The organism is Streptomyces sp. NPDC042638, assembly GCF_040647235.1.
Taxonomy (GTDB): domain Bacteria; phylum Actinomycetota; class Actinomycetes; order Streptomycetales; family Streptomycetaceae; genus Streptomyces; species Streptomyces rameus.
Genome location: NZ_JBEZBT010000003.1, coordinates 76918 through 93322, shown reverse-complemented (window position 1 = coordinate 93322; position 16405 = coordinate 76918). Strand labels below are relative to the sequence as shown.

Below are 16405 nucleotides of genomic sequence, written 5' to 3'. Positions count from 1 at the left end.
TACGAAGCCGGCGGGGTCTTCTCGTCACCGCCGTAGGGAGACGGCGTGGTCTCGTCACCGCCGTACGAGCCCGGCGGAGTCGTCTCCTCACCGCCGTACGGAGGTGCCGAGTGGCTGCCGCCGGAGTTCTCGGAGCCGCTGGTGCCGGAGTGGTCGTCGGAGCCGCCGTACCCGTCATCGCGCGGTCTGCCCCCGTACCCCTGCGAAGCACGGGCGGCGGCGGCCGCGGCGCAGGAGTTGCCGAACGCCGGGTTCAACGCGGCGGCCACGTCGACGGAGTTGCCGCAGACGTTGACCGGCACGTTCACCGGGGCCTGGACATTGTTCCCGGACAGTACCCCGGGCGAGCCCTGGGTGGCGCCGTGCGCATGGGTGTCGGCGAGCGCGGAGCCGCCGTACAGGGACAGCACGCCGGTCGCGGCAGCGGCCACGACCATGCCCTTGCTGAGAGTCTGTCGCAATCTCGTGGTCTTCCTGCTCGAAGAAGTGGGAAAGGCCGGCCCCGGAACGAAGAATCGACAGATCGACGGTCCGGGGCCGGCCAGTACGCAGCAGGTGAGCTGGTGCGTTGTGTGAATGAAGGTCAGTCGTTGACGCAGACGTTGCCGAACGCCGGGTTCAGCAGTGCGATGACGTCCACCGTGTTGCCGCACACGTTGATCGGCACGTGGATCGGAACCTGGACGACGTTGCCCGACAGGACACCGGGGGAACCGATGGCCGCGCCCTCGGCCTCGGCGTCGGCGAAAGCGGGGGTCACCCCGCCCAGGGCCAGGATGGCGCCGGCGACGACAGCAGCGCTCTTCTTCATGAACTTTCCCTTCTCTGCGGTCATGCCCAGTGACGGCCGAAGCCGAGCGAGCACAGCCGGAACGGCTCGCACCATGACCGGCAGGCTGTAGAACGAGAGATAGACAGCCAGGGAAACTGCGGAACGCGCGCCGCCCTCTAATTCACTCGGACGCCCGCACAGAATTGACACAATGGCGGATGCACGGTGAAACGCTTCTGCAAAAAACCGCCCGGGCAGCGGCACGAAGAATTCGGCACGCCGCCCGAGCGGTGCTGGAGCGCTTTTGGTCAGCTGTTCGCGGCGCCGTTGCCGGCGAGGACGGAGATGTCGTCCAGGATGTGCGACAGCGCCTCGTCGTCCTTCGCCTGCGTCGAGTTCTCGGCGCACTGCTGGTTCTGCGGCGAGGACAGGACCGGGATGTCCTGGACACCCACGTTGACCAGAGCGAGGACGTTCTGGACGTCCGCCTTGACCGGCAGGCCGACGCAGAGCTTGTTGAGCGAGCTCTGCACCAGGGTGGCCTGCGGGCTCATGTCGCCCTTGGTCACCGAGTTGCCGAACGCCTCGGTGGCGTCGTTGCCGCTGAGCGACGTGGTACCGCGGTCGTTGCCGATGGCAAGCGCCTGAGGGGCTGCCGCCGCCGACACACCGAGTACGGACGCGGCGACCGCCGCCGCGGCCATTGCCTTCTTCAGCATTTCGCATTCCTTTCCTGGCTCTCGCCAAGACGCACGTGTCTGCCCTGCCATCAACCGAACCGGCGCCGATTGGTTGCGGCACTTCACCCGTTCGGTCCGTCCGGCACCGCGGATTGCCGGCCCCCCGCGCCGCTGCGCAGGGCCGATCCGGGATTCATTGCGCCATCGGAGTGAACAGCAGCAACTCATCGACGTGCTGGGCAGTTGAACCAGGACGCTCCGGTGGACGGGGTTTCTCAGAAGGGAATTACACGTGATCAAGAAGGTTCTGACCTCCGCCGCGGTCCTCGCTTCCGTGGTCGGCGCCTCGGCCGCCGCCGCGTCGCCGGCCCTGGCCATCGGCAACGATCACGGCACCACGTCGTTCAGCGGCAACGGTGCTGCGCAGTCGTTCGGGAACTCGGCCACGTACGGCAACATGAGCCCGCAGATGGCGCTGATCCAGGGCTCGTTCAACAAGCCCTGCATCGGCCTGCCGGCCAAGGCGGACATTCAGAACATCGTCGGCCTGGTCAACGTCGGCGTGCAGGACATCCCGATCCTGTCCTCGCCGCAGAACCAGCAGTGTGTCGAGAACTCCACCCAGGCCAAGGGCGACGAGGCGCTCTCGCACATCCTGGACGACATCTCCGTCCTCGCCGGAAACGGCGCGAGCGGCAGCTGAGTCCACCCCGGGCCCCGCGCGGGGTCCCGACGGGCCGCCGAGTCGATCGGCGGCCCGTCCGTCGTTCCCGGCCCGCTCCGCCGCTCCGCCCCCGCCGTCCCGTGCTGGACACGGTCGTTCATGCACTGATCAGACCGCACTACTCCAAACGGGGCAAACCCCGCAACCCTGGCCGGGCCCCGGCCGTTGACGATCACGCAGCTCCTCCCCGGAGTCCGCCTTTCGAAAGGGAATGAACATGAAGAAGCTGTGGGCAACCGCGGCTGTCGCCGCCTCTGTCGCCGGTCTCGCCGGCGCGGCGGCTCCCCAGGCCCTCGCCATCGGCAACGACCGCGGCACGACGTCGCTCAGCGGCAACGGCGCCTCGTCGTCCTTCGGCAACTCGGCCACGCTCGGCGACCAGAGCCCGCAGCTCTCGCTCGTCCAGGGCTCGCTGAACAAGCCCTGCGTCGGCCTTCCCGTCAAGCTCGACATCCAGAACATCGTCGGCCTGGTCAACGTCGGCGTCCAGGACATCCCGATCCTGTCCTCGCCGCAGAACCAGCAGTGCACCGAGAACTCCACCCAGGCCAAGGGCGACGAGCCGCTGTCGCACATCCTGGACGACATCTCCGCGCTGTCCGGCAACGGGGCCAGCCACAGCTGAGCGGTCACTGCCCGGCGGCGGGTCACCGGTTCTCCGGTGGCCCGCCGCCGTTTCCCGTTCCCTTCCGGTACAGCGCCTCGATCCGCTCCGCGTACACGGCCGTCACCGCGTGCCGGGGCGCGGCGAAGGGCTAGGAGACGACGTCCTTGCGGGCGAAACCCCGGAAGGCCAGGGCGAACAGCACCAGGGCGTACGTCACGGAGATCGCGGCGCCCTGGATCATGCCGGCCCACTCGGGGTGCGGCTGGACGGCGTCGGCCCAGGCGAACTGCCAGTGCGCGGGCAGGAAGTCCCGCCAGTGGCCGAGGGCGGTCACGGCGTCCAGGACGTTGCCCGCGATGGTCAGGCCGACCGCGCCGCCGACCGCGCCGAGCGGGGCGTCCGTCCTGGTCGACAGCCAGAACGCCAGGCCGGCGGTGACCAGTTGGGACACGAAGACGTACGCCACGGCCACCAGCAGGCGCTGTGCCGCCGTACCGGTGTCCAGCGCGCCGCCGGTCGGGATCTCCAGCGGACCCCAGCCGTACGCCGCCGTGCCGACGGCGAGCGCCACGAGCGGCAGCAGCACCATCGCGGCGAGACTCAGCCCGAGCGCGACGACGAGCTTGGACCACAGCAGCCGGGCCCGGGGCACGGGCGCGGCGAGCAGGTAGCGCAGCGAGGACCAGCTCGCCTCCGAGGCGACCGTGTCCCCGCAGAACAGGGCGACGGGGATCACCAGCAGGAAGCCCGCCGAGACGAAGAGGTTCACGGCGGCGAAGTTGGCGCCGGAGGCGGTGGCCGTGTCCATCAGCGTGACCTGGTCGTTGCGGCCGCCGGGGTCGCCGCCGACCGCGAAGGCGATCAGCAGCACGAACGGCAGCAGCGCCAGGACGGCGCCCATGACCAGGGTGCGGCGCCGCTTGAGCTGGCGGACCAGCTCGACCCGCAGCGGCAGGGTGCGCCCCGCCTGGTAGCCGGAGGCGACCTCGGTGAGCGTGCTCATGCGGAACCTCCGATCAGGGTGAGGAAGGCGTCTTCCAGGCGGCGGTGCGGGCCGACCGAGGCGACCGGCACCTCCAGCCGGACCAGCTCCACGACCAGCCGCTCGGCCGTGCCGCCCGGTTCGAGCCGGATCAGCAGCCCGTCGTCGGTGCGCACGGCGGAGGCGACGCCGTCCAGCGCGGCCACCTTCTCCATCACCGGCTCCGCCACGGGTGTGGCGGTGCCGACCAGCAGGGTGTCGCCGGAGCCGACGATCTCCGCGACCGGGCCGGCCTGGACGAGTCTGCCGCGGTCCATCACCACCAGGTGGGTGCAGGACTGCTCCACCTCGGCGAGGAGATGGCTGGAGACGATGACCGTGCGCCCGCCGGCGGCGTAGCGGATCATCACCTCGCGCATCTCACGGATCTGGGGCGGGTCCAGGCCGTTGGTGGGCTCGTCCAGGATGAGCAGGTCGGGCAGGCCCAGCATGGCCTGGGCGATGGCGAGGCGCTGGCGCATGCCCTGCGAGTAGGTGCGCACCGCGCGGGCGAGCGCGTCGCCGAGCCCGGCGATCTCCAGGGCCTCGTCCAGCCGGGCGTCCTCGGGCGGGCGGCCTGTTGCCCGCCAGTACAGCTCCAGGTTCTCCCGGCCGGACAGGTGGGGCAGGAAGCCCGCGCCCTCCACGAAGGCGCCGACCCGGGAGAGCACCGACGCGCCGGGCCGGATGGTGTGTCCGAAGACGCGGATCTCGCCGTCGTCCGGCCGGATCAGGCCCATGAGCATGCGCAGGGTGGTGGTCTTGCCCGCGCCGTTCGGCCCGAGCAGGCCGAGCACCTGGCCCTTCTCGACGCGGAAGGACAGCTCACGCACCGCGTACCGGTCGGCGGACTTCGCGTACCGCTTGCTCAGGTCCTTGATCACCAGGGGGACGTCGGCCAGCTCCGGGTCGGGTGCGGGCGCGGCCGTGCGGCGGCCGGCGGTGAGCAGCAGGGAGAGCGCGGCGACCGCGCCGGCCGCGGGCAGCCACCAGACCCAGGCGGGCAGGGGCGCGGCGGCGGTGGTGACCGCGGGGGCGGTCGGCACGCTCAGGTCTCCCTTCAGGGAGACGGTGTAGCCGGCCGGGGCGGCCGGTGAGGCGTAGCCGAGGTCGGTGGAGGCGAGGACCAGGCGGAGCCGGTGGCCCTTCTGCACCTCGTGGTCGATCGCCGGGAGGGTGAGGGTGACGTCCTTGCCGGCCTCGGCGCCGGTCACCCTGAAGGGGGCGACGAGCTGGGCGGGCAGTACCTGCCGTGTGCCGCCGGGGCCGACGTCGTAGACCTTGCCGAACAGGACGGCGTCGTCGCGGGTGGAGGTGACGTGCACGGTGGCGGTCGGGGCGCCGGTGATCCGCAGGTCGCGGGTGAGCGGCGCGGAGTCGAACTTCGCGTACTGGCCGGGGAAGTCCAGGGCGACGCCGACGCCGAGCGCGGACAGCTGGGCGAGGCCGCCGGAGCCGCCGATGCCGGGCAGCGCGGAGACGCCGGGCGGGCTGGCGCCGGCCGGGTTGGCGACGTGCTGCTCGCCGCCGTCGAGGGCGATGGCGCGCCGGTGGCCGTGCAGGCCCGGGTAGGCGTCGGCGCTCGCGCCGCGCAGCCGGGCCGTGCCGTCGGTGGAGTCGACGCCGCCGGTGCGGGTGATGCGGAAGGCCGGTCCGGTGTCGGCGCCCCCGTCGCCCTTCAGGTACCGGTCGAACCAGGCGTGCACGCGTGCCTCGACGCGGCCGGTCTCCAGGTCACCGCCGTCGTGTCCGCCGGCGATCCAGTCGACGTCGACGGGGGCGCCGTTGGCGCGGATCGCCCGCTGGGCCGCGTCGGCCTGGTCGAGGGTGAACAGGGAGTCGGTCTGGCCCTGCACCAGCAGGGTGGGCACCTTGACGGCGTCGCCGACGGCGGACGGCGAACGCTCCTGGAGCAGCTTGCGGGCGGCCGGGTCCGGGGTGCCGGACTCGGCGACCCGCTCGTACATCCGGCACAGCGTGGGCTCGAACTTCGCGCAGCCGCCGCCGGAGTTGACGAAGACGCCGGCCCACAGCTTCTTGAAGACGCCGTTCGGGAACAGGGCGTCCGCGAGGTTCCAGTAGGTGATCGCCGGGGCGATGGCGTCCACCCGGCGGTCGTGTCCGGCGGCGAGCAGGGAGACCGCGCCGCCGTAGGAGCCGCCGGCCATGCCCACGCGCGGGTCGCCGGGCCTGTCCAGCCGCACCTGGGGCTGCTTCGCCAGCCAGTCGATGAGCCGGGAGACGTCGGCGACCTCGCCCTCGGGGGCGTTGAGCCCGATCCGTCCGGTGGACCTGCCGAAGCCGCGCGCGGACCAGGTCAGGACCGCGTATCCGTCCTGGGCGAGGTCCTCGGCCTGCTGCCGCGTGTCGTCCTTGCTGCCGCCGAAGCCGTGCGCGAGCAGGACGGCGGGGTGGCGCCCGGCACCGGCCGGGGTGAAGTACGAGGTGTCCAGGCGCACCCCGTCGACAGCCATGACCCGGTCACTGCGGTGCACGGCGGGCGTGTCGCCGGCGGCGACGGCCGCCGTCCACGTCCCGGCGCCGGCCAGCACCACGAGGGCGGCCGCGGCGGCCAGGAGCCGACGCGGCGCGCGGAGGAGTGCCCGCAGCCCACGAGGTCGAAGATCCATGCGTCAACGGTACGGGCCCGCACTGACAACCGCCGCTGCCACCGGTCGGAACTCCGGGCCCTCCCTGGGGCGTACGGGCCGGGGCCGGCGTACAGCGGGCGCGGTACGCCCCGGGCCGGGTCGCAACGCGTCCGTCCGGCCGCGGGGGTCTCGTCGTCGCCCGTCGCGCGGTGCTCCGCGCGACTGCCGGCGCCCCTGCGAGGGGGGTCAGAGGAGCGGGCCGCCCTGGGCCGGGACGGTCACCGGCGTCTCCGGGACCTGCGCGTCCTCCGGGATCGACACCAGCCAGCGCGTGTCGCGGCGCGGGCGCAGGTACAGAGCCCAGTAGAGGGTGGCGACGGCGGTGATGCCGCCGGTCCACAGCAGGTAGCTCGTCTCCTGCTGGGTCAGGATGTACGCCAGGACGGCGATGAGCAGGACCGGCACCGCGGGCCACAGCGGCATCCGCCAGGCCTGCGTGTGCTTGTGCGAGCCGCGGCGGCCGAGCAGGGCGGCGACCGCGACCAGCAGGTACATGCCGGTGACCGAGACGCCGGTGACGCCGTACAGGGTGTCCAGGTTGACGAAGCAGAGCAGCGCGCCGGGGACGCCGACCGCGAGGGTGGCCACCCAGGGGGAGCCGAAGCGGCCGAGCCGGGAGAACACCGTGTTGACCGGGCCGGGCCAGGCCTTGTCGCGGGCGGAGGCGAACAGGACGCGGGAGTTCTGGATGACCATGACGATGCCCGCGTTGATGATGGCGAGGGCCACGCACAGGCTGACGAAGGTCCCGACGGCGGAGTTGGACCAGGCGGTGACCATGGCGCTGATGTCGCCGCCGGTCAGCGTCTGGAGGTCACCGGCGCCCAGGGTGATCGCGGCGACCGGCACCAGGATGACCACGGTGGAGATGGCGAGGGTGGCGAGGACCGTGCGGGCGACGTTGCGGCGCGGGTTCTCCAGTTCCTCGGAGAGGTAGACGGCGGTCGAGAAGCCCTGGGTGACGAAGAGGGCGATGGCGAGCCCGGAGACGACCAGCATGGCCGTCACGGTGTCCGTGTGGCCGTTGCCGCCGGCCACCTGCATGGAGACGAGGCTGCCCACACCGCGGTGGCTGTGCGTGAAGCCCAGCAGGGCGACGACACCGGCGGCGATGACCTCCAGGACCAGGAAGATGCCGGTGATCCAGGCGTTGGCGCGCAGGTCGAGCAGGCCGGCGAGGGTGGCGAGGAGCATCACGCCGGCGCCGGTCAGGGACGGGTCGAGGTGGACGATCGGGGCGAGGTAGTCCGCCGTGCCCATCGCGATCACCGGCGGGACGATCATCACGACCAGCAGGGAGAGCACGAAGACCAGCCAGCCCGCGAGCCGCCCGGCCATCGTCGACACCATGGCGTACTCGCCGCCCGCGCTGGGGATGAGGGTGCCCAGCTCCGAGTAGCAGAACGCCACGGCGATACAGAGGAGGGAGCCGATGGCGATCGTCAGGGCGGTGGCGGTGCCGAGGGAACCGAACAGGTCCGGGACGACCACGAAGAGCGTGGAGGCGGGCGTGACGCAGGACAGCGTCAGCAGGGTGCCGCCGATGACACCGATGGACCGCTTCAGCCCCGGTGCGGGGGCTGTCGGGGTGTCGGCCACGGACTTCTGGAGCGTGTCGGTCATACGGCGGTTCCGATCGACTGGTGCGACTGGGGGGGTCGGGAGCGCTATCGCCTCCGGCGGATCGTCGTACGTTCGTCTCGTCCGCTCCCGGCGGTGATAGAGAACCCCGACGAAAACCGCCACGTCAATGGCCGTTTACCTTCGGAATCCGCACTTGGGAAAAGGTGCCCACCGCATCGCTTTCCCAGGCCGTGACGCCTTACAGGCGTATCCATCAAGCCTGCTTCGGATGTGACCTTGCTTTCGAAGGACATTCGACAGCTACTCCTTCGTCACCCGTTTCATCCCACCTGAACGGGAACCGCAGGCAACGTGTCAAAAAAATGTCAACCTGTCCGGTATCCGGACCAGTAGAAGGCCGCGTTCATGTCAAGCCGCCCCCGAGGGGTGCGACCCGGAACACACCGGTGCCCCGCCCCCCGGTGCGGAGGGCGGGGCACTGTGCCGTGCGGCTCAGTGGTTGCGCGGGAAGCCCAGGTCCACGCCCGCCGGGGCGTCGGCCGGGTCCGGCCAGCGCGTGGTGACGACCTTGCCGCGGGTGTAGAAGTGCGTGCCGTCGTTGCCGTAGATGTGGTGGTCGCCGAAGAGCGAGTCCTTCCAGCCACCGAAGGAGTGGTAGCCCACCGGCACCGGGATCGGCACGTTCACGCCGACCATGCCGGCCTCGACCTCCAGCTGGAAGCGGCGGGCGGCGCCGCCGTCCCGGGTGAAGACCGCGGTGCCGTTGCCGAACGGCGACGCGTTGATGAGGGCCAGGCCCTCCTCGTAGGTCTCCACGCGCAGCACGCACAGCACCGGGCCGAAGATCTCGTCCTGGTAGGCCTTGGCGCTGACCGGCACCCGGTCCAGCAGCGAGATGCCGATCCAGTGGCCGTCCTCGAAGCCCTCCACGGTGTAGCCGGTGCCGTCGAGCACGACCTCGGCGCCCTCGGCCGCCGCGCCCTCCACGTAGGAGGCCACCTTGTCCCGGTGGACCTTCGTGATCAGCGGGCCCATCTCGGACGTCGGGTCGTTGCCGGGACCGATCTTGATCTTCTCGGCACGCTCGCGGATCTTGTCGACCAGCTCGTCGCCGATGGAGCCGACCGCGACGACCGCGGAGATGGCCATGCACCGCTCGCCCGCGGAGCCGTAGGCCGCCGAGACCGCCGCGTCGGCCGCCGCGTCCAGGTCGGCGTCCGGCAGGACCAGCATGTGGTTCTTGGCGCCGCCGAGGGCCTGCACGCGCTTGCCGTTGGCGGAGGCGGTCGTGTGGATGTAGCGGGCGATCGGGGTCGAGCCGACGAAGGAGACGGCCTTGACGTCCGGGTGCTCCAGCAGCCGGTCCACGGCCACCTTGTCGCCGTGCACGACGTTGAACACGCCGTCCGGCAGACCCGCCTCGGACAGCAGCTCGGCGATGCGGACGGACGCCGACGGGTCCTTCTCGCTCGGCTTCAGCACGAAGGTGTTACCGGTCGCGATGGCGATCGGGAACATCCACATCGGGACCATCGCCGGGAAGTTGAACGGCGTGATACCCGCGACCACACCGAGCGGCTGGCGGATGGAGGAGACGTCGACCCGGTTCGCGACCTGGGTGGACAGCTCGCCCTTCAGCTGCACGTTGATCCCGCAGGCCAGGTCGACGATCTCCAGGCCGCGCGCGACCTCGCCGAGGGCGTCCGAGTGCACCTTGCCGTGCTCGGCGGTGATCAGCTCGGCGATCTCGTCGCGGTGCGCGTCGAGCAGCGCCCGGAACCGGAACAGGATGGTCGCGCGCTGGGCGAGCGAGGACTGGCCCCAGGTGGCGAAGGCGTCCTTGGCCGCCGCGACGGCCGCGTCCACCTCCTCGACCGACGCGAACGCGACCTTCGTGGTCACCGCGCCGGTCGCCGGGTCGGTGACCGGCCCGTACGTACCCGACGCGCCTTCGGCGGTCTTGCCGCCGATCCAGTGGTTGACGATCTTCGTCATGCCCAGAGACTCCTTCTCACAGATGGCGGCGTCGGGTCGAGACGTGCCGTTCGTACAGCTCACGTGCCTTGACCGCCGACGGTCGGGTCGCGGTCTCGGCCACAGGAACATCCCACCAGGCCTGCGCCGGAGGCGCGCCCGACACAGTGTCGGAGGTTTCGGTCTCCACGTAGACACATGTGGGAGTGACGGCGGCCCGCGCCTCGGCGAGCGCCGCCCGCAGCTCCCGTACGGTCTTCGCGCGCAGCACCCGCATCCCGAGGCTGGCCGCGTTGGCGGCCAGGTCCACGGGCAGCGGGGCGCCCGTGAGGGACCCCTCGTCGGCCGGGAACCGGTAGGCCGTGCCGAACCGCTCACCGCCCACCGACTCCGACAGACCGCCGATGGACGCGTACCCGTGGTTCTGCACGAGCAGCATCTTGACGGCGATGCCCTCCTGCACGGCGGTCACGATCTCCGTCGGCATCATGAGGTAGGTGCCGTCGCCGACCAGCGCCCACACGTTGCGCTCGGGCGCGGCGAGCTTCACGCCGATCGCGGCCGGGATCTCGTAGCCCATGCAGGAGTAGCCGTACTCCAGGTGGTACTGGTCGTACGAGCGCGCCCGCCACAGCTTGTGCAGGTCGCCCGGGAGCGAGCCGGCCGCGTTGACGATGATGTCCGACTCGTCCACCAGCGCGTCCAGGGCGCCGATGACCTGCGGCTGGGTCGGCCGTACGTCGGGTTCGTCCGCCTCGAAGCAGGCGTCGACCCGCTGTTCCCAGCGTTCCTTGTCCTCGGTGTACTCGGTGACGTAGGAGTCGGCGGCCCGGTGCCCGTGCGCCACCAGCGCCTCGGTCAGCTCGCCCAGGCCGCTGCGGGCGTCCGCGATCAGCGGGAGTCCGCCCAGCTTGTGACCGTCGAAGGACGCGATGTTGAGGTTCAGGAAGCGGACGTCCGGGTTCTCGAAGAGGGTGCCGGAGGCGGTGGTGAAGTCGGTGTAGCGGGTGCCGACGCCGATCACCAGGTCCGCGGTGCGGGCCAGCTCGTCGGCGGTCGCGGTGCCGGTGTGGCCGATACCGCCGACGTCCTGCGGGTGGTCGTGGCGCAGCGAGCCCTTGCCGGCCTGGGTGGAGGCGACCGGGACGCGGGTCGCCGACGCGAACTCCGCCAGGGCGTCCTCCGCCCGGCTGTGGTGGACCCCGCCGCCGGCGACCACCAGCGGCCGGCGCGCCGCCCGGATCGCCCGGACCGCCTCCGCCAGCTCGGCGGGGTCCGCGCCCGGCCGCCGTACGGTCCACACGCGCGTCGAGAAGAACTCCTCCGGCCAGTCGTACGCCTCCGCCTGGACGTCCTGCGGCAGGGCGAGCGTCACCGCGCCGGTCTCGACGGGGTCGGTGAGGACCCGCACGGCCTGGAGAGCCGACGGGATCAGGGCTTCCGGCCGGGTGACGCGGTCGAAGTACCTCGACACCGGGCGCAGGGTGTCGTTGACCGAGACGTCACCCGCGTACGGCACCTCCAGCTGCTGCAGGACCGGGTCGGCGGGGCGGGTGGCGAAGACGTCGCCGGGCAGGAGCAGCACCGGCAGGTGGTTGACGGTGGCCAGGGCGGCGCCGGTGACGAGGTTGGTCGCGCCGGGCCCGATCGAGGTCGTCACCGCGTGCGTGGACAGGCGGTTCGACTGCCGGGCGTAGCCGACCGCCGCGTGCACCATGGCCTGTTCGTTGCGGCCCTGGTGGTACGGCATGACGTCGGCGTACTCGACCAGCGCCTGGCCGAGCCCCGCGACGTTGCCGTGGCCGAAGATGCCCCAGGTGGCGCCGATCAGCCGCCGCCGCCGCCCGTCGCGCTCGGTGTACTGGGCGGCGAGGAAGCGGACGAGTGCCTGGGCGACGGTCAGCCGGATCGTCATCGGTAGCCCCCTGTGCTCTCTACGTGGTCGGGGTGGAAGCAGATCCGCCACTCCCGGGCCTCGCCCGGGCCCGCCATGACGTTCAGGTAGTACATGTCGTGCCCGGGCTGGGCGATGGACGGGCCGTGCCAGCCGTCGGGAACGAGGACGGCGTCGCCGGAGCGGACCTCGGCGAGGAGGTCGCTGCCGCCCTCACGCGAGGGGAACACGCGCTGGTAACCGAGACCGTTCGGGCCGTCGATCTCGAAGTAGTAGATCTCCTCCAGCTGGGACTCCTCGCCCGGCCGGTGCTCGTCGTGCTTGTGCGGCGGGTACGACGACCAGTTGCCGCCGGGGGTGACGACCTCGACGGCGATCAGCGTGTCGCAGTCGAAGGAGTCCGCGGAGGCGAAGTTGCGCACCCGGCGGGCGCAGGTGCCGCTGCCGCGCTCCTCGACGGGAACCTCCGGCGCGGGGCCGTAGCGGGCGGGGAGTCGTCGCTCGCACTTCGCTCCTGCCAGGGCGAAGCGGCCTCCCGCGCCGGAGGCGATCTGGACCCGGTTGTCCCGGGGGGCGTACACGAAGTCGGTGACGTCCGCGAACACATTGTCCCGGCCCAGGAGTTGGAACGCGTTGTCGTCAATTTGTACGGTACATCCGCCTTCCAGCGGAAGCACGATCCACTCGCTGTCACCGGTGGTGAACGTATGGCTGCCGCCGGGCGCCAACTCGACGACACGCAGGCTGCTGTGTGTCCAGCCGGCCAACTTGGGGTCGATGTCGACGGCGTACTGGGCGTTCGCGGTGGCGCCCCTGGGCAGGTGCAGGTCGGTGCTGGTCATGCGGCCCTCACAGCAGTCCTACGGCGGTGTCCACGGCGGCGGCCACGTCGCCGTCCGCCGGGTACAGCAGCGAGCGGCCGACCACCAGGCCGCGCACGGTGGGCAGTTGGAGCGCGCCACGCCACTTCTCGTAGGCGGCGTCCTGGTTGCCGGGCGAGTCGCCGACGTCCCCGCCGAGCAGCACGGCGGGCAGCGTGGAGGTCTCCATCACCCGGGCCATGTCGTCGGGGTCGTCGGTGACCGGCACCTTGAGCCAGGTGTAGGCCGAGGAGCCGCCGAGGCCGGAGGCGATGGCGATGGAGGTGGTGACCGCCTCGGCGGACAGGTCGTTGGTCAGCCTGCCCTCGGGACCGCGGCGGCTGATGAACGGCTCGACGAACACCGGCAGTCGGCGCGCGGCCATGGCGTCGATGACACGGGCGGTGGACTCCAGGGTGGTGAGGGAGCCCGGGTCGGTGTAGTCGACGCGCAGCAGCAGCTTGCCCGCGTCGAAGCCGAGCCGCTCGATGTCCTCGGGGCGGTGTCCGGTGAACCGGTCGTCGAGTTCGAAGCTCGCGCCCCGCAGGCCGCCGCGGTTCATCGAGCCCATGACGACCTTGTGCTCCAGGGCGCCGAGGAGGAGCAGGTCGTCCAGGATGTCGGCGGTGGCGAGGACGCCGTCGACGCCGGGCCGGGACAGCGCGAGGCAGAGGCGGTCGAGCAGGTCGCCGCGGTTGGCCATGGCGAGCCCCCGGTCGCCGACGCCCAGGGCGCCGCGGGCCGGGTGGTCGGCGGCGACGATCATCAGCCGGCCGCTGTCGTTCAGCAGGGGCCTGCGGGCCCGGCGGGCGGCGGCCTCGGCGATCGCCTCGGGGTGGTGGGTGCGGATGCGGACGAGTTCGGCGACGTCGGCACGGGGGTGCCGGCCGGCGTCCCCGCCCTCGGTGTGCGCGCCCGCGACCCGGCCGGCCCTCACAGGACCGCTCCGGCGTCGAGCGCGGCGGCCACCTCGTCGGGGGCCGGCATCGCGGAGGAGCACTCCAGGCGGGAGGCGACGATGGCGCCGGCCGCGTTGGCGTACCGCATGACCGTCTCCAGGTCCCAGCCGGCCAGCAGGCCGTGGCAGAGGGAGCCGCCGAAGGCGTCTCCGGCGCCGAGTCCGTTGAGGACACGGACGGGCAGCGGCGGGACCTCGGCGCAGCCGCCGTCGCGGTCGACGGCGAGGACTCCCTTGGGTCCCTGTTTGACGACGGCCAGCTCGGCCCCGGCGTCCAGCAGGGCGCGGGCGGCGGCGTGCGGTTCCCGCACCCCGGTGGCGACCTCGACCTCGTCCAGGTTGCCGACGGCGACGGTGGCGTGGCGCAGGGCCTCGGCGTAGAAGGGGCGGGCCTCGTCGGGGTCGCTCCAGAACATGGGGCGCCAGTCCAGGTCGAAGACCGTGGGCCCCGCCTTGGCCCGGTGGGCGACGGCGGCGAGGGTCGCCGTACGGCTCGGCTCCTCGCTCAGGCCGGTGCCGGTGACCCAGAAGACCCGGGCCCGGCGGATGGCGTCGAGGTCGAGTTCGCGGGCGTGGATCTCCAGGTCGGGGGCCTTGGGCTGCCGGTAGAAGTAGAGCGGGAAGTCGTCCGGCGGGAAGACCTCGCAGAAGGTGACCGGGGTCGGCAGTCCGGGTACCGGGGTGACCCAGCGGTCGTCGACGCCGAAGCCGCGCAGCGCCTCGTGCAGATAGGCGCCGAACGGGTCGTCGCCGGTGCGCGTGATGACGGCGGTGTGCCGGCCGAGCCGGGCCGCGGCGACCGCGACGTTCGTCGCCGACCCGCCGAGGAACTTGCCGAAGGACGACACCCGGGCGAGCGGGACACCGGTCTGCAGGGGGTAGAGGTCCACTCCGATCCGCCCCATGGTGATCAGGTCGTAGGCCATCGGCTTCCCTTCGTCGTGGCTCTCCCCGGCTTTCTAGCCCGTCCACCGAGGCCTGTCAATGTTTTGTCCGGACATTCGGACCAGGTGATGGCCGGAGTGTCACAAACACCCCCTTCCCGTCACACATGTCACGGCGGCGCGGGCTCTCGGCCACATCCCGTCGACAAAGGGTCGTCGCTTGTCACGCTGCGTCGCTCACCGGGCACAGGGTGGGTGATCGCCAGCGCAGCGCCCGGTCCCCCCGGCGGCCCCGTCAGGCCGCAGCCGCGGCGCGCGCGGGGAGGTGCAACCCATGACCGACCGAAGGCTCTGGTCCTACAAGGAGATCGCGGCGCACATCCGGGTGCAGCCGGACACCGTACGGTCCTATCGCAAGCACGGGCTGCTGCCCCCGCCCGACCACGTCGAGGGCGGCAAGCCCTACTGGTACGCCGACACCGTCCGCGCCTGGGTCGCCTCCCGGCCCGGCAACCGGGCCCGCAGAGACGGCTGACGTCCGGTGGCGGGGACCGGGATGCCGCCGGGCCGTCAGCCCCAGGGCTCGATGACCGTGACCCCCGCCCCCGGTGCCGTGTCCATCGCCGCGAGTGCCGCCGGGGCCGCGTCGAGCGTGATCGTCCGGGTCACCAGGAGGCCGGGGCGCAGCACCCCGGTGCGGACCAGGTGGAGCATGCCGGGATAGGCGTGGGCGGCCATGCCGTGGCTGCCGAGGAGTTCGAGCTCCAGGGCGATCGCACGGGCCAGCGGGACCGGGGTGGTGCCGTCGGCCGAGGGCAGCAGGCCGACCTGGACGTGCCGGCCGCGGCGGCGCAGGCCGTTCACGGAGGCGGCGCAGGTGGCGGGCGAGCCCAGGGCGTCGAGCGAGAGATGGGCGCCGCCGCCGGTCAGCTCGCGGACCCGGGCGGCCGGGTCGGGCACGGCGGTCGCGTCCAGGCACTCGGCGGCGCCGTACGTCCGCGCCAGCTCCAGGGCCCCGGGTGACGTGTCGACCGCGACCACACGGGCGCCCGAGGCCGCCGCGATCATCACCGCCGACAGGCCGACCCCGCCGCAGCCGTGCACCGCGACCCACTCCCCGGCCGACACCCGGCCCTGTCGCACCACGGCCCGGAAGGCGGTGGCGAAGCGGCAGCCGAGGGCGGCGGCGGTGGCGTACGCCATGTCGTCCGGGAGTCCGACGAGATTGACGTCGGCGTGGTCGAGCGCGACGTATTCGGCGAAGGAGCCCCAGTGGTGGAAGCCGGGCTGGGTCTGCCGTTCGCACACCTGCTGGTCGCCCGCCGCGCAGGAGGGGCAGGTGCCGCAGGCGCAGACGAACGGCACGGTGACCCGGTCACCGGGCCGCCACCGAGCCACCAGCCCGCCCACCGCCTCGACCACACCGGCGAGTTCGTGCCCCGGCACGTGCGGCAGCGTGATGTCCGGATCGTGCCCCATCCAGCCGTGCCAGTCGCTGCGGCACAGGCCGGTCGCCTCGACACGGACGACCGCCCCGTGGGGGGCCGGACGGGGGTCGGGCACCTCGCGTACCCCGGCGGGTTCGCCGTATCGCTCGAAGACCACGGCTCGCATGCGCGCTCCTTCCGGAAACCTGCGCGCAGGCTAGACCCTCCGGGGGCCGGTCCACCGCGGGGCGGTGACGCCAAGAGCGCCTTCGGGGTACGCGGGAGAGCCTTGGAAAATACCCCCTAGGGGTATAGTGTGAGAAGCGTGGGGTTCCTCCGTGGACCCCTTGGCCCCACACGCCTCGACGA

15 protein-coding genes are annotated in these 16405 nt (G+C 72.1%); 3 read left to right on the top strand and 12 right to left on the bottom strand.

Annotation, left to right across the window (positions count from 1 at the left end; genetic code table 11):
• The 3 genes from AB0B40_RS03560 to AB0B40_RS03550 form a co-directional block, all read right to left on the bottom strand.
• On the bottom strand, positions 1-461 hold a 461-nt coding region (locus tag AB0B40_RS03560), incomplete at its 3' end, for a chaplin (protein ID WP_362262565.1).
• A gap of 122 nt (positions 462-583) precedes the next feature.
• On the bottom strand, positions 584-811 hold the full coding sequence (locus AB0B40_RS03555; RefSeq protein ID WP_345047639.1) for a chaplin: 228 nt from the start codon (positions 809-811) through the stop codon (positions 584-586).
• A gap of 269 nt (positions 812-1080) precedes the next feature.
• Positions 1081-1491, bottom strand: a complete 411-nt coding sequence (locus AB0B40_RS03550) for a rodlin (RefSeq protein ID WP_362262562.1) — start codon at positions 1489-1491, stop codon at positions 1081-1083.
• A gap of 253 nt (positions 1492-1744) precedes the next feature.
• On the opposite strand from AB0B40_RS03550, the gene AB0B40_RS03545 reads away from it, so the two are divergent.
• Together AB0B40_RS03545 and AB0B40_RS03540 are read left to right on the top strand one after the other, a co-directional pair.
• Complete coding sequence (locus tag AB0B40_RS03545; RefSeq protein ID WP_362262559.1) at positions 1745-2155, top strand: rodlin; 411 nt, start codon at positions 1745-1747, stop codon at positions 2153-2155.
• Between the two features lie 238 nt (positions 2156-2393).
• Entirely contained in the window at positions 2394-2801 is a 408-nt protein-coding gene (locus AB0B40_RS03540; protein ID WP_345047635.1) for a rodlin, read from the top strand.
• Between the two features lie 130 nt (positions 2802-2931).
• Here AB0B40_RS03540 and AB0B40_RS03535 read toward each other — a convergent pair whose 3' ends face one another.
• From AB0B40_RS03535 to iolC, 8 genes are all read right to left on the bottom strand, one after another.
• On the bottom strand, positions 2932-3786 hold the full coding sequence (locus AB0B40_RS03535; RefSeq protein WP_345047633.1) for an ABC transporter permease: 855 nt from the start codon (positions 3784-3786) through the stop codon (positions 2932-2934).
• Positions 3783-6434 carry a CocE/NonD family hydrolase gene (locus AB0B40_RS03530; RefSeq protein WP_362262555.1) on the bottom strand — a complete coding sequence of 884 codons (2652 nt, stop codon included), beginning with the start codon at positions 6432-6434 and terminating at the stop codon, positions 3783-3785. Before AB0B40_RS03530 ends, AB0B40_RS03535 begins: the two co-directional genes overlap by 4 nt.
• Before the next feature lie 207 nt (positions 6435-6641).
• Complete coding sequence (locus tag AB0B40_RS03525) at positions 6642-8078, bottom strand: APC family permease (protein ID WP_345047630.1); 1437 nt, start codon at positions 8076-8078, stop codon at positions 6642-6644.
• A gap of 453 nt (positions 8079-8531) precedes the next feature.
• The gene (gene mmsA, locus AB0B40_RS03520; RefSeq protein WP_345047628.1) at positions 8532-10034 is read right to left on the bottom strand and encodes a CoA-acylating methylmalonate-semialdehyde dehydrogenase; all 1503 of its coding nucleotides are present in this window, start codon (positions 10032-10034) and stop codon (positions 8532-8534) included.
• A gap of 16 nt (positions 10035-10050) precedes the next feature.
• Positions 10051-11928, bottom strand: a complete 1878-nt coding sequence (iolD, locus tag AB0B40_RS03515) for a 3D-(3,5/4)-trihydroxycyclohexane-1,2-dione acylhydrolase (decyclizing) (RefSeq protein WP_362262552.1) — start codon at positions 11926-11928, stop codon at positions 10051-10053.
• A complete protein-coding gene (gene iolB, locus AB0B40_RS03510; RefSeq protein WP_345047626.1) occupies positions 11925-12749 on the bottom strand; it encodes a 5-deoxy-glucuronate isomerase in 825 nt (274 codons plus the stop codon). The genes iolD and iolB overlap by 4 nt, the downstream gene beginning before the upstream one ends.
• Before the next feature lie 7 nt (positions 12750-12756).
• Entirely contained in the window at positions 12757-13617 is an 861-nt protein-coding gene (locus AB0B40_RS03505; protein ID WP_345047722.1) for a deoxyribose-phosphate aldolase, read from the bottom strand.
• 83 nt (positions 13618-13700) lie between these two features.
• Positions 13701-14651 carry a 5-dehydro-2-deoxygluconokinase gene (gene iolC, locus AB0B40_RS03500; protein ID WP_362262549.1) on the bottom strand — a complete coding sequence of 317 codons (951 nt, stop codon included), beginning with the start codon at positions 14649-14651 and terminating at the stop codon, positions 13701-13703.
• 292 nt (positions 14652-14943) lie between these two features.
• Between iolC and AB0B40_RS03495 the strand changes: the two genes are divergently transcribed.
• The gene (locus AB0B40_RS03495; protein WP_345047623.1) at positions 14944-15144 is read left to right on the top strand and encodes a MerR family transcriptional regulator; all 201 of its coding nucleotides are present in this window, start codon (positions 14944-14946) and stop codon (positions 15142-15144) included.
• Positions 15145-15179: 35 nt separating this feature from the next.
• Here the strand turns inward: AB0B40_RS03495 and AB0B40_RS03490 are convergent, their stop codons facing one another.
• Entirely contained in the window at positions 15180-16223 is a 1044-nt protein-coding gene (locus AB0B40_RS03490) for a zinc-dependent alcohol dehydrogenase family protein (protein ID WP_362262546.1), read from the bottom strand.
• Positions 16224-16405 lie beyond the last annotated feature (182 nt).